This is a genomic window from Spirochaetota bacterium (assembly GCA_034190085.1).
Classification (GTDB): Bacteria; Spirochaetota; UBA4802; order UBA4802; family JAFGDQ01; genus JAXHTS01.
The window spans coordinates 19,139-33,527 of sequence record JAXHTS010000066.1 but is presented as its reverse complement, the minus strand read 5'-3'; the positions used below and the strand labels follow the sequence as shown (position 1 = coordinate 33,527).

Genomic DNA, 14,389 nt, shown 5'->3' with positions numbered 1-14,389 from the left:
AATTAGGAGGTCTTAAGATGAGGAGGATGGTTTATTCGTTAGTATTTTTATCAGGGTTTCTGCTTTTTGCTTTTTGCTTATCTATCTTAATGGCTGAAAAAAAGCCAAAGTATGTTTGGAAATGGGCATCGCTGGGTCAGGACTCAATTAAAATGGTAAGTGTTATCACAGTAGATTTTACCCAGGATGTCCTAAAAGCAACGAATGGGGATCTTAAGTTTGTCTGGTATATGGGCGGGGTGATGGGAGACGAGGAAGATTATGTTGCAAAGATGAGGATTGGTCAACTGCAAGGGGCAATGATTACAGGAACATCTAATGCAACTGTCTGTCCTGGGATATCTGTGATGGAGCTGCCTTTTCTTTTCGATAGTTATGAGGAAGCGCGTTATGTAAGAGATAAGATGAAGCCTAAAATTGAAAAAATTTCTGAAAAAAATGGCTTTAAGGTATTAGCTATGGCATGTTTGGATGAGCATTTCTATTCAGCAAAATATCCCTTAAGAAATCCAGAAGATTTTAGGAAGAGTAAAATATTGACATGGCATGGCCCACTGGAGGTTGAGGTTTTGAAGGCTCTTGGGGCTAGTCCAATTCCTGTAAACGTGCCAGAGGTTGTTCCATCAATGAGATCAGGTGTTGTCGATGGAGCAATATCTCCATCCGCTTGGTGGTTGGCTGCGCAACTCTACACAATAACAAAGTATATCAACCCACTAATTATTAGGTTTGATACGGGTGTTATAATAGTTGTATTGAAGGAATGGATTAAGCTGCCAGTCTCTCAGAGAAAAGCTATTGAGCAGATAGCTATAAAATTAGAGAAGACCTTTGATCGCGAGACTTATAAGGTGCTGGAGGAGGCAAAAATAGGAATGATTAAATATGGATGTACAGAGGTAAAGATGACACCTGAGGAGATTGAGGTCTTCAAGAAGAGGACCAGACCAGTTTGGGATAATATGGCTGGAAAGCTGTATCCCAAGGCTTTATATGAGGAAGTATTGGCACATAGAAATAAGTATCGAGCCAGAAAGCGATAGCCTGTTGATAACGGTGATGTAATTAAATAGGGGATATTGCTTTTTCCTTTTGAGGTAATGACTTTTCGGGGGAGAGGATTAAGTCTATTGATAAAAAAATTGGGGAAGTGAAGAATAATTGAGAGATTATTGGCTTCACATAATTAATCGCTATTGAATATATTATATATTCTATGTCTTTGGCTTATTAAGAAAGAATTATTCCATCTCTTTCCCACACCTTAGTCTAATTGCTAATCCCTCCAAAACGTTACGACATTGCAATGTTAAAGAGTGTTACAATTATATCATAAATAAAAGTGAGGTATTTATGATGAAGTTGATGAGATTAAATCAATTATATTTAGTCTTATTGGGATTACTTATTTGTAGTTATAGCATAACCAACTTAATGGCGGATAGAAAGCCTAAGTATGTTTGGAAGTTGGCTATGCATAATCAGGAAACAATCAGAATGATAAATATTTTAACACTATATTTTACTCAAAGGGTTATGGAAACTACTAATTGGGATATGAAATTTGTCTGGTATGGTGGAGGCATAATGGGAGATGAGAAGGATTATATCGAGAAAATGAAGAGTGGTCAATTGCAGGGAGCTGGGATTATTGGACCTATAAATGAGGTTATATGTCCTGGTATATCTGTATTAGAACTCCCCTTCCTCTTTGATAATTGGGATGAGGTGATATATGTTAGAAAAAAGATGAGGTCTAGGATAGATAAAATTGCAGAAAAAAATAAATTCAAGGTCATAGCAATGATAGATGTAGGTTTCGAACATCTATATTCAACAAAATATCCCTTAAGGACACCTGAGGATTTTGAGAAGAGCAAAATTTTAACATGGCACGGCTCTTTGGAGGTGGAGTTATTAAAGGCTCTTGGGGCGACGCCAGTTCCATTGAGTATTTCAGAGATTGTCCCTTCAATAAGGGCAGGTGTGGTGGATAGTTGCATATCTCCATCCTGCTGGTGGTTAACAACACAACTCTATCGTATTACAAAGTATATAAATCCTATTCCAATTAGATATGACACAGGATTATTTGTAGTCTTATTGAAGACATGGAATAGAATCCCTGATAAATATAAGACAGCTATTTTAATTATCGCATCAGATGTAGAGAATCGTTTAAACAATGAAGGTCGTCAAGTCTGCACTGATGCGCTTCAGGGGATGATTGATTATGGATGTGAGGAAGTCAAGATGACTTCAGAGGAGATCGAGTTATTTAGAATTAAGACAAAGCCACTTTGGGAAATGGTGGCTGGAAGGGTATATTCTCAGGAATTGTTGGATGAAGTGATGAACCATTTGGAAATGTATCGTGCAATGGATTGGAGGGGTTAGGTAATTCAAAATCAGAAGTTAAATTTGAATATGATATGCTAATTAGATATATATAAATATAGAAAGAGGGGAGGTATTTAAATGAAGAAGAGGAGAATTTATTTGTTTTCGTCAGTTTTATTGGGATTGTTCCTAGTTGGGTTTTGTGTTTCAAAGGTAATTGCGGCAAAAAAGCCTAAGCATGTATGGAAATGGGCAACCCTGGGTCAGGATACAATAAAGATGGTGAGTATTTTGACCGTGGATATGACGCGTGATGTTCTAAAATTGACTAATGGTGATCTAAAATTTGTCTGGTATATGGGTGGAGTGATGGGAGATGAAGAGGATTATGTGGCTAAGATGCGGATTGGTCAACTGCAAGGGGCGATGATTTCAGGAACGTCCAATGCAATGGTATGTCCCGGAATATCTGTATTGGAGCTACCCTTCATCTTTAATGATTTAGAGGAAGTCTGTCATGTAAGGGAGAAGATAAGGCCTACAATATATAAATTGACGGAAAAGAATGGATTTAAATTATTAGCAATGGGAAGCTTTGATGAACATTTTTATTCGGCGAAATATCCAATGAGGCGACCTGAGGATTTCGAAAAAAGCAAATTTCTTACTTGGCATGGCCCTCTTGAAGTGGAGGTGTTAAAGGCTCTTGGAGCGAGTCCAATTCCTGTAAATGTCCCTGAGGTTGTGCCTTCCATGAGGTCAGGTGTGGTAGATGGAGCTATATCACCCTCTATCTGGTGGCTGGCTGCGCAACTTTATCCAATTACAAAGTATTTGAATCCAATTCCAATTCGATATGATCAGGCTGTATTTATCGTATTACTGAAGGAGTGGAACAAACTACCGTCGAATCAGCAGAAGGGTATTCAGAAATTATGGGTGAAGGTTGAGAAAATATTTGAAAAAGAAGCGGTTACACTATCAGAAGAAGCTAAGAGGGGTATGATTGATTATGGTTGTATTGAGGTAAAGATGACTCCTAAGGAGATTGAGGTTTTCAAAAAGAGGACGAGGCCAGTATGGGATAATATGGCTGGTAAGGTGTATTCAAGGGAACTCTTAGATGAGGTTTTGGGTCATATAAAAGACTACCGAGCAAAGAAAGGTAAAAAGAGGTGAAGGTCATATTTTCATTATGTGTGCACGATTGTTGAACAGTTACTTATAGTTTTTTTATTTTTTTCTATTTTTTCTTGACATTTTAAGGGCTAGATTTAGTTTTCAAGCAGTCTGGACGGTGGAAATTTAGGTCATTGTTTACCTAAGGTTAAGTTTATCCTAGTACGTGCTAGGCCAATTAGAATATTTAAAGATAATATTTATTGTTGATGATTACTGGAGGCAGATCAATGGGTTTGACTAAGACTATTGCTAAGTTTATTGTTGATACAAAAGAAACCGACATTCCTTCCGCTGCTTATGATCATTCCAAGGTGGCTTTTATGGATTGGCTTGCTGTAACCATGGCGGCTAAGGATGATCCCCTTGTGGAGAAATTGATCCGATATGCGGATCAGATGGGGGGATTTGAGCAGGCTTCAATAATTGGTCATAATATGAAAAAAACCGTTAGTCAGGCCACGCTGATCAATGGATCAGCCTCACATGCTCTTGATTATGATGACACATTAGCGACCTTTTTGGGTCATCCCTCTGTAACCATTTTCCCGTCAATTCTTGCAATATCAGAATGGAAAGAGAAGAGTGGGCATGATTTTTTGACCGCTTATATTATAGGGATAAAAGTAGGAGCAACTGTTGGAATGTGCGCTGGCGGAGAGCATTATTTAATAGGATGGCATGGCACATCCACTCTGGGTCATTTTGCCTCAGCAGCCGCTTGCGCGAGACTTTTGGGGCTTAATGAAGAGCAGACAGTTAATGCGCTTGGTATTGCAGGAACACAGGCCTCTGGACTGAAGAGGGTATTCGGCACAATGTGTAAGCCCTTTCATGCTGGCAAATCATCTGATGCTGGACTCTTATCCGCCCTATTGGCAAGGGAAGGTTTTACAAGCGCTGATGATATTCTCGAAGGAGCACATGGCTTTTTTCAGGTGTTAAAGGGGCAGGAGAATGAGGATGTCATCAATACACTGGGTAAGACATGGGAGGTGGAGAATATAGCCCAGAAATATCATGCATCCTGTCATGCTACCCACTCGCCAATTGAGGCAGCAAGGAATATTGTACAAAAGGAAAACATAAACCTGGATGATATAGAGTCGATAAAGATTAGTTCTTCACAACTTTCGTGTGATGCTGCAGGCAAAACTGAAGTAAATACAGGACTTGAAGGTAAATTCAGCATTCCATATTGTGTGGCCAATGCTCTTTTGAGAGGGAACACTGGAATGCAGGCATTTACTGATGAAAAGGTTAATGACCAGAAAATTAAGGATTTGATGACAAAGATATCACTTGTTTTAGATGACCAAAAACTGGGGCTAGAGTCCACTGTGGAGATAGAGACAAAGGATGGAAGGGTAAATTCGGCTTTTTCTGATATATTACAGGAGATACCAGAATATGAAGTTAAGAAGGATAAGATCAAAGCCAAGTTCCTTGATTTGTGCAGTCCAATTTTGGGTGAGGCGAAAACAATAGAGATCGTTGAAGATATTTTTTCTTTAGAGAATCAGGCAAATATGAAAGGCTTCATTGAAAAGTTCAATGTTTAATTTATAGCGATTATAAATTTAAAAAAGGGGGGGTCAATAGTAAGGAGGAGGGATTTATCAATTATCATTATGCTGGAATAAAGATTGCCCTTGAGTGATAGAGGTTCTCAATTATTAAAGTTAGGGTCAAGTTTTGAACAAGATTGGTGTAATGAACTATTTAAGATAGATGTAAATAGATGTAAAATGAAGTCTTAGTATTATTAAGAAAAGATAGAGAAAGAAAAAGGAGTAGGATAGCATGAAAAAAATTTTAGAGTATGTGCAGTTAGCAGATATGTATCTGATGAGGTTAGAAAAACTCGTCATCTACATGGTATTATTTATTATGGTTACCATGGCTTTTGGACAGGTTGTAGTAAGGAATTTGTTTCAGATGGGATTTATGTGGGTTGATCAGGTTGTCAAGGTTACTGTAATATGGTCTACTTTTGTCGGGGCGTCGCTAACGACATATTATGGTAGGCATATTTCAGTGGATCTAATAGCTCAATATACAGGCGGACGTATGCGAACCCTTATTGATTTTGTTACAAAACTAATTGTGGGAGTAGTCAGTGGGTTTCTATTTTTAACTGCTGTAGATTACCTTGGTATTTTAAGTGAATATAATGTTAGTCAAATTGTAGAAGGTGTGCCTGATTGGATCGTTATGTTAGCAGTTCCTTATTTCTTTTTTATTACATCGGTGAGAATGTTGATAGCGATTTTGACACTTGAGAAGAGAGGGGATGCAAGTGTATAACGTGACCAGTAATAACATATTGGGTAAGAATTAATAATAAAATTAAATATATTATGAAGTAGAAAAGTATAGAGGAGATTGATTATGGGAGTTATTTTAGTATTTTTAGCTATTGTTTTTGTTCTTTTGTTAATATTGATTGGTACCCCTTTGTTTGGAGTAATTGGCGGTTTGACGCTGTACTTTTTCACAAGTATTGATCTAAGCACAAATGCGATTATTACAGAGATCAGTAAAATATCCAGGGCGCCTGGAATAATTGCGCTGCCTCTTTTTACTTTTACAGGTTATCTGTTGGCAGAGAGCAAGGCTTCAGAGAGAATGATAAGATTATCAAGCGCCTTTCTCTCTTGGTTGCCAGGAGGAATGGCAGTGGTTGTTCTGGTTGCAGGTTCCATCTTTACAGCCCTCACAGGCGCAAACGCCCTTGCTATTATTGCCATTGGAGGATTGCTCTTGCCAGCGCTCATAAAGAGCGGTTTTGAGGAGGACTTCTCCTTAGGATTGGTTACAACATCCGGTAGCCTTGGTCTACTCTTTGTTCCGAGTCTGCCGATCATTATCTATGCATTGATATCTCAAGTTGATACTGTGCTATTATTCATTGCAGGTGTTTTGCCTGGTTCATTGTTGGTGTTAGTTCTGATAATATATTCTGTATGGCACGGGCATAAGATAAAGATTCCAACTGAACGGATGTCAATTTCTACGATTTTAGGGGCCATTAATGAATCGAAATGGGAGATACCCCTTCCCTTTGTAATTGTTATTGGAATATTTACCGGAATTATTACTGTTGGAGAGGCAGCCGCTGTTTCCGCAGCTTATGCTATAATTACAGAGTGTTTTATTTATAGAGATATTGGATTCAAGAAGTTATTGGATGTAGTAGTAGACAGCATGGTAATGGTGGGCGCGTTGATGTGTATACTCGGCCTTGCTCTGGGCCTCACGAATTATCTAATAGATCAACAGATTCCTCAGGCGATGATGGAATTTATTCAAAAGCATATTTCCTCTAAGCTGGGTTTTTTAATGGCGTTAAACGGTTTTCTGCTGATTGCAGGATGTATGATGGATATCTTTTCAGCGATACTTGTTCTTGTGCCTCTTATTGCGCCAATTGCCGATGGTTATGGTATTGATCCAGTCCATCTTGGCATAGTCTTCCTATCAAATATGACAATCGGGTATTTGACTCCGCCCATAGGTATGAATCTATTTGTTGCCAGTGTAAGATTTCAAGAACCAATTGTTAGATTATTTAGGGTTGTAATACCATTCTTCATTCTGAATATACTCGTTCTTCTTGTAATTACCTACTGGCCTAAGCTTTCGTTACTATTGATAGATATGATGGGCAAAAGACCGGAATTGTTAACAATATAGACATAACAAAAATTATACAAATTAGCGGGAATATTAAAAAAGGAGGAGAGAGCTTTATGAAGTTAAAGAATTCTTATGTTAGGGCATTGAGTGTCTGTTTGGCATTTGTCTTTTTATTGGGAATTACGGGGTGTGGGTCAACGAGTAAGGCAAGTAGGGGGTGGATATTAAGTGATATTGTTGCTGAGCCCAATTTTGATGATCTGATGAATGCAATAATGGATGTAAGAAGCAGCCGAATGGTCAAAGAGGGGCTTGCAGGAGATGCGGTTCTTCTTACAGCTGTTACTGAACTTGCACCCAAGAGTAGAAGGCTATTAACAATATGTTCCATGCTTTACGTTGCCTATGGCCTATTGGTTGAGGATGAGGATCCTGATTACGCTAAGGAACTATACTCCATTGGCGAGTCCTATGGATGGAGGGCTATTAAGCGCAATGGCAAGATTCGAAAGGGGCTTGAGAAGGGAGAAAAGCTTCATGCCCTTGTAAAACATGCTAAGGATGAAGATATCGATGCTGTATTATTTTTAGGAGCAAATATCGGTTTGAAGCTGTTTTTATCAATGGATGATTTGACTGCAATTATGGCTATGGCGGATGTTATTGCTCTGTTTAAGAAGGCATTAGAGCTTGATCCAGAATATTTCTTCGGTTTCGGAAAGCTTTTCATGGCCCTATATTGTTGTATGATGCCTACGATGATTGATCCCGATGGCGGACCTGAGAATGCGCTGAAGTGGTTTGAAAAGGTCGAAGCTCAGAATAAAGGCAATTTCCTTGTGGTTGATGCCTTTAAGGCGAGGTTTTATGCTACCCTAATCAAGGATGAGGAGATGTTTGACAGACTCATTAAAAGAACACTTGAGACTGATTCATCAGTTATGAAGGGTGGATATCTCTTAAATGAAGTTGCTAAGATAAAGGCCAGGGTATTCTTAAAAGAGAAATATAAGTGGTTTTAAAGCAGTTTTCTATTATAATAATACCTTATTCTTATACAAGGGGCTAAAGATTAGCCCCTTTTTTTATTTCTAATAATATCAATCCTTAACCCTTCCAATCCAGGAATCGCGGAGGGACACCGTTCGATTAAATACAAGGGATTCAGGAGTTGAGTCAATTGAATCAACACAGAAATAGCCCTGTCTCAGGAATTGGTAACTGCTTCCAGGTTTGGCTTCTGCAAGACTCGGTTCAACATGGCATGAGACTAGTGTCTCTAATGAATTCGGATTCAAATATTGTTTATAATCAGAATTATCTCTTTCATCTAGAGGATCTGGTTTAGTAAAGAGATGATCGTACAAACGGATTGTTGCTGGTATAGAATGAGTAGCAGAGACCCAGTGTAATGTCCCTTTTACCTTTCTTCCATCCTTAGACCAACCTCCTCGTGTCTCAGGATCATATGTGCAGTGAATCTCTATCACTTTATCTGTTTTTTCATCCTTGATTATTTTTACACACTTGATATAATAAGCATGTTGCAACCGCACCTCGTGGCCAGGGGCTAGGCGGAAGTATTTTTTTGGTGGATTTTCACGAAAATCCTCTTGTTCGATGTAGAGAATGCGTGAGAAGGGTATCTTCCTCGAACCTGTGCTGATATCCTCAGGATTGTTTACAGCATCCAGTTCTTCTTCTTCCCCTTCAGGATAGTTGTCAATAATCAGCTTGATCGGGCGCAATACGGCCATAACACGTGAAGCTCGTTTGTTTAGATCTTCGCGTATGCAGTGCTCCAGCATGGCCATATCAACTATGCTCTCTCTTTTGGCAACCCCAATGCGTTCACAAAAGTATCGGATCGATTCTGGTGTATAGCCTCGTCTTTTTAAACCTGCCAGTGTAGGCATCCTGGGATCATCCCATCCAGTTACTATCCCCAGTTCCACCAACTCCAGCAGCTTTCGCTTGCTCATTATGGTGTGGCTGAGATTTAGGCGTGCAAATTCTATCTGCTGTGGATGACACTTTACATCCAATTCATCGAGCACCCAATCGTACAAGGGGCGATTGTTTTCAAATTCCAGGGTGCAGATAGAATGTGTGATGCCTTCGATAGAATCCGAAAGGCAGTGTGTGAAATCATACATTGGATAAATGGGCCATGTGTCGCCTGTTCTATGATGTGTCACCCGCCGAATGCGGTATATTGTCGGATCACGCATGCTTAAATTTGGGGAAGCCATATCAATTTTTGCTCTTAAAACATGAGCGCCATCCTCGAATTCCCCTGATCGCATGCGAGTAAAAAGGTTCAGGTTCTCTTCCACAGAGCGATTGCGATAGGGACTCTCACGACCAGGTTCCGTTAGTGTGCCGCGGTATTCCCTGATCTCCCCAGCGCTCAGACTACAGACATAGGCCTTGCCCCTTTTTATTAACTGAATAGCATACTGATATAGTAGTTCAAAGTAATCTGAGGCGTGGAAGAGTCGCTCATTCCAATCAAATCCAAGCCAATGAATATCTGACTTGATTGATTCTACATATTCAACCTCCTCCTTGCATGGATTTGTGTCATCAAAACGTAAATTGCATATGCCCTTGTATTGACTAGCGAGGCCAAAGTTGAGACAGATGGACTTGGCATGTCCAATGTGAAGATATCCATTGGGTTCAGGTGGGAATCGGGTTACAACCCTGCCTTCATTCTTATTCAGCTTCAGGTCCTGATCAATTATGTCGCGAATAAAGTTTGAGGTGGTAGTTGAATCAGTTGTGGCCATATCTGCGATCTCCTTCACGCTTTCCTCTGGGTAATATTCTTGAATATTTACAGTTAAAATCGGATATTTGGTATAATTGTATCAAAATGCTATCCCCATGAGAAGAGGGAGGTGCGTGATTGATTTTTCAATTTGCATTTTATCAATCTCAAAATGCTGGGAGATTAGCGATTCTACCAATCCTTTATGTGCAAATATTTATTAAGCGAACTACGATATATTGAATATTGTAAAAAATAGATTAAGTCAAGTAAAACAAGGCGCTCTTCCAGTCCCTTTTACATTTATTGAAAGAAAAGGGTAAACTTTTATTTATTTAAAGAAGTAGCTGAATTTTTAATAGCAGAATATCTTCAACACATTCCAAGGAATTAATAAAAATCCATGTTTTGTTGCTTCTCTATTGATCTATTAATATACTCAACTGATAGATTCTTTATCCCTGAAACAGCCTTTAAGCAGGATAGAGGCATTTCAGTTTTTAGGTGATGATAGGAGAATGAAATGTATCGATTGTGGAATTTTTTTCCAGGTCTTGTAGAGTCTATTAAAAGCCAATCCCCATCCTTATATGCCTCTGCCCACATATGATAGACAAATACATTTTTATGACCCTGAAAATCTTTACATAAAATCATTCCGATGATGGCGCGGCATGGAATCTTGAGTGAGCGTAGGATAGCTATTGTCAGTATAGTATGCTCTGTGCAGTCCCCTGATCTGCTTTCGAGTATCTGTAAAGCAGGAAGCAGGGGAATCCCGAATATCTTTCGCTTGATATGATTGCAGACAAATCCCTCCACATCCCTTATAACTTCCTTTGAATTTCGAAATTTTCTGCTAAGTTCCACTATTTCCGGGCTGTTGATATTTAAGAACCTTGTATTTGTAAGATACATCGGCAAAACAGTTGATACCTCATTGGTGTTGAGTTTCCCTGATATTAGCAGAATTGATTTCTTATCCCATTTAATAATTCTTTGAAATGGTGTATTGGGCAATTGAAATATGGGACTTGATGAGGAAAGCATATACCTGGATGTCTTCTCATTATATACTTCCGCTGAATATTTATTGAGCTTGACAGAATAGAGGGATGTATTGATTGCTAAGACAGAATATTGGAAAAATACAAGGATGTATAGCATTATTGTGACGAGGAGAAGGCTTTTTGGTTTTCGCTGATAAATCAGAAGGAGCATCACTATTCCTTAATTAAGGATGACCTCAATTATTGGATATTCCTTATTAACTCAATTCTGATATTTAACATTTCAATTACTCCTTTTCTCATGATGCCAGCGCTGTCTATAAAGAAGTCAATGCTTTTAATGTTTTCAATGCTTTGGGATATATGTATTAATCGTTCATCCTTGCCATCAACTTCGATATTCTTCAAACCGATTACCTTGACTTTCGTAATGATGGGTTCTTCAAGCTCAATGGATGGATCATAGATGTTGGCCTCAATTTCGAGACCACTTTTAAATTTTCCCTCAATAAGCTTTGAAAGGAAGAAGTTGCCATCAAGGATTGAGTCTTTTCCTAGTGTAATTTTAGCATTATTTGTTGTTTTTTCTTTCCCTGTTGTAATTTTTACATCCACATTCCTATCATTGAATACAGAGACTGTTATTGTTTCATAGACATTGTCTCCGGTTAGGGTCTTATTGTGGGTTTGGAGTTTAACTGGTTTGAATTCCTTTGTTTCTGTAATAATTTGCTTATTTGTATTGGTTATATTCCCGGTTGAAAATTTGAGTTCTGATGTGGAGATATAATTGCCTTCAACGATGGAGTTTGAAATTAAGGCGCTACCCATCTCAACATTGTTGACAAGTAACCTGTAGCTCCATTTGCCAATGGGAATACTTTGAGGCATCTCATAACAGCCTTGAGGGAGGCATATTAGAATCAATCCTAGGATTATTTTATAGATGGGATATCTAATCATACATATACTTCCTATAAAAGTCTATTATTTGAAGTGATTATAACCGGTGATCTGAACTTCCTTGAGTGCATTCTTTCTCATAATATAAAAGCCCTTGTCTGTAATCCTTCCAATAGGATTTATGGGTATATTATTTATATTTATCTTCATTGTATTGGTTAGCTCTTTTGGGGATGTGAAGAGCAGTTCATATTCCTCTCCGCTACTCAGCGCATATTCATATACGCTATCATCTCTATGAGTAAAAAATTTAAGGAGTTCCTTTGATAGCGGGATAGCCTCTTCTTCAATTATAAATCCACCAAGGCTTTCATTGCATATATGCCTTAAATCGGAAAGCAGACCATCTGATATATCTATCATTGAGGTTGGATTAAATATCTGGATGATCTCGTCTATTATATCAAATCTGGCGATTGGCCTTGTATGTCTTTCAATTAGGATCTTGTAGGCTTCTCTATTCTCTATGCTTTTAGATTCCAAAATTTCCATTCCTGCTCTTGAATCTCCAATATGTCCAGTGATATAAATGATGTCCCCATCCCTTGCGCTGTTTCTATTTATTATTCTGTTCTCATCAACTTCACCGTAGATAGTAATATTTATAATTAACTCCCTTGATCTTGACGTGTCGCCCCCAACCAGTAATACGCTAGCCCTATTGGCAGCATCTATCATTCCATCATAAATCCTCAACACATACTCCTGGCTTAGGATAACCGGTATTCCGATTGAGATAAATGCCAGTTTTGATTCGCCTCCCATAGCAGTGATATCAGAGATGCCTCCCATAATCGCCTTAAATCCTATCTCTTCGGGTGAACTCAAATCTAGATTAAAGTGTATTGATTCAATGCTAATGTCAGTGGTTATTAGACCTATTCTGTTGTTGCCTAACCGAAAGGCAGCGCAGTCATCACCGATTGACTTGACTATATGGTCTGAATTAATTGAGTTCTTTGCTTCAATGGTCTCTTTTATTTTATCGAGAAGCTGCCATTCATTATTTATTTGCGTATTTATCATAGAAATATGATATCCTCTCCTTAGATTTAGCAAAACCGATGAGTTCTATTGCTTTATCAAGTTCTGGCCCCTTTAATTTTCCTGTTAAAACAGCTCGTAGCGGCATAAAGAGCTTTTTCCCCTTAATAGATGTATTTTCTTTAATTCTGTTAATTAAATCATTAGCAAAGTTGTTCATGTCGAGATCATCTGAAATAATGGTATATAACTTCTCAATAATGATCTTTGACTCCTCCTGATTGAGAAGCTCATCCGCCTCTTCATCCGGTTCCTGAACATCCTTCAGGAAGATTCCTGCAAGATTTGATATGTCTGATAGTAGATCGCATTTCCCTTGCAGAAGGGAGATAACCTTTTGTAGCCAGTCTTTATCCGTTTCATCAAGACAATACCCCTCATCCATGATAAAGGGTAAGGAGAGTTCAGTTATATCATTTAATGGAGAATTGCGGATATAGTGCCCATTTATCCATTTTAACTTCTGAAAATCAAACACAGCCGGTTTATTTGAGAGATCCTCAATGTCAATCTCCTTAATAATCTCATCAATGGGCATAATCTCCTCTCCGCTTTTAGATGTCCATCCCAGAATAGCAAGATAGTTTACTATTGCCTCAGGAAGATAGCCATTTCTTCTATACATATTCACGGATGTTATCCCATGCCTTTTGCTCAGTTTGGATTTGTCAGGACCTAAAACTAATGCATGATGGGCATACCTCGGAATCGGAAGATTTAACGCATGGGCAATCAGCATCTGCTTGGGTGTGTTTGATAGGTGATCCTCTCCTCTTATCACATGTGAGATTTTCATCAGTGCATCATCAATGGTGACTATATAATTATAAACAGGGATGCCATCAGGCCTTGTGATAATAAAATCGCCTCCTATATTTTCACTATCAAATAAGACTCTACCCTTAATAATATCGTTTATAATAATAGTCTCTTCCTTAGGCAACCTAAATCTAACAGAGGGTTTCCGTCCCTCAGCCTCAAATTTTTTCTTTTCATTATTACTCAACTCCCTGCACCTTCCCTGGTAAACAGGATCATCATTTCTCAAGAGGGATTCTCTTCTCATGATATCCAGCTCTTCCTGTGTGCAATAGCAGTAATACGCTTTCCCATCCCTAATCAGCCTCTCCGTATACTCTTTATAAATATTAAATCTCTCTGATTGTCTATAGGGGCCAAAATCTCCTCCAACATCCGGGCCCTCATTCCATTCTATACCGAGCCATTTAAGATCATCCAGAATGGATTGCTCAGATTCCCTGCTACTCCTCTCCATATCAGTATCTTCAATCCTTAACACAAAAGAAGCATTGTATTTTTTTGATATTAGGTAGTTGTATATCGCTGTTCTGACGTTGCCTATATGAAGATAGCCTGTTGGGCTGGGAGCAAATCTAAATCTCATTGTAATGTCCCTATGGTTGTATTTTGGGTTGTATGT

General features: G+C 38.5%; 12 protein-coding genes. 7 read left to right on the top strand and 5 right to left on the bottom strand.

Annotated elements, in window-relative coordinates; all coding sequences use genetic code 11:
- Positions 1–17 precede the first annotated feature (17 nt).
- The 7 genes from dctP (SVZ03_12990) to SVZ03_12960 all read left to right on the top strand — a co-directional run bounded on the left by dctP (SVZ03_12990) (position 18) and on the right by SVZ03_12960 (position 8,180).
- On the top strand, positions 18–1,043 hold the full coding sequence (gene dctP / locus SVZ03_12990) for a TRAP transporter substrate-binding protein DctP (protein ID MDY6935123.1): 1,026 nt from the start codon (positions 18–20) through the stop codon (positions 1,041–1,043).
- Between the two features lie 391 nt (positions 1,044–1,434).
- A complete protein-coding gene (gene dctP, locus SVZ03_12985) occupies positions 1,435–2,397 on the top strand; it encodes a TRAP transporter substrate-binding protein DctP (protein MDY6935122.1) in 963 nt (320 codons plus the stop codon).
- A gap of 81 nt (positions 2,398–2,478) precedes the next feature.
- A complete protein-coding gene (gene dctP / locus SVZ03_12980; GenBank protein MDY6935121.1) occupies positions 2,479–3,519 on the top strand; it encodes a TRAP transporter substrate-binding protein DctP in 1,041 nt (346 codons plus the stop codon).
- A 230-nt stretch (positions 3,520–3,749) separates the two neighbouring features.
- Complete coding sequence (locus SVZ03_12975; protein MDY6935120.1) at positions 3,750–5,081, top strand: MmgE/PrpD family protein; 1,332 nt, start codon at positions 3,750–3,752, stop codon at positions 5,079–5,081.
- A gap of 241 nt (positions 5,082–5,322) precedes the next feature.
- Positions 5,323–5,826 carry a TRAP transporter small permease gene (locus SVZ03_12970; protein MDY6935119.1) on the top strand — a complete coding sequence of 168 codons (504 nt, stop codon included), beginning with the start codon at positions 5,323–5,325 and terminating at the stop codon, positions 5,824–5,826.
- Positions 5,827–5,910: 84 nt separating this feature from the next.
- Entirely contained in the window at positions 5,911–7,215 is a 1,305-nt protein-coding gene (locus SVZ03_12965) for a TRAP transporter large permease subunit (GenBank protein ID MDY6935118.1), read from the top strand.
- A 56-nt stretch (positions 7,216–7,271) separates the two neighbouring features.
- Positions 7,272–8,180 (top strand): TRAP transporter TatT component family protein, encoded by a 909-nt coding sequence (locus SVZ03_12960; GenBank protein ID MDY6935117.1) that lies wholly within the window; start codon positions 7,272–7,274, stop codon positions 8,178–8,180.
- Between the two features lie 78 nt (positions 8,181–8,258).
- On the opposite strand, the gene SVZ03_12955 is transcribed toward SVZ03_12960, so the two are convergent.
- From SVZ03_12955 to gltX, 5 genes are all read right to left on the bottom strand, one after another.
- Entirely contained in the window at positions 8,259–9,950 is a 1,692-nt protein-coding gene (locus SVZ03_12955) for a glutamine--tRNA ligase/YqeY domain fusion protein (GenBank protein MDY6935116.1), read from the bottom strand.
- Between the two features lie 371 nt (positions 9,951–10,321).
- The gene (locus SVZ03_12950) at positions 10,322–11,152 is read right to left on the bottom strand and encodes a transglutaminase-like domain-containing protein (protein MDY6935115.1); all 831 of its coding nucleotides are present in this window, start codon (positions 11,150–11,152) and stop codon (positions 10,322–10,324) included.
- 29 nt (positions 11,153–11,181) lie between these two features.
- Complete coding sequence (locus tag SVZ03_12945) at positions 11,182–11,904, bottom strand: hypothetical protein (protein MDY6935114.1); 723 nt, start codon at positions 11,902–11,904, stop codon at positions 11,182–11,184.
- Positions 11,905–11,928: 24 nt separating this feature from the next.
- On the bottom strand, positions 11,929–12,930 hold the full coding sequence (gene thiL, locus SVZ03_12940) for a thiamine-phosphate kinase (protein MDY6935113.1): 1,002 nt from the start codon (positions 12,928–12,930) through the stop codon (positions 11,929–11,931).
- Positions 12,908–14,353: a glutamate--tRNA ligase gene (gltX, locus tag SVZ03_12935; GenBank protein MDY6935112.1), complete on the bottom strand. Its 1,446-nt coding sequence runs from the start codon at positions 14,351–14,353 to the stop codon at positions 12,908–12,910. Before gltX ends, thiL begins: the two co-directional genes overlap by 23 nt.
- Between the last annotated feature and the right edge of the window lie 36 nt (positions 14,354–14,389).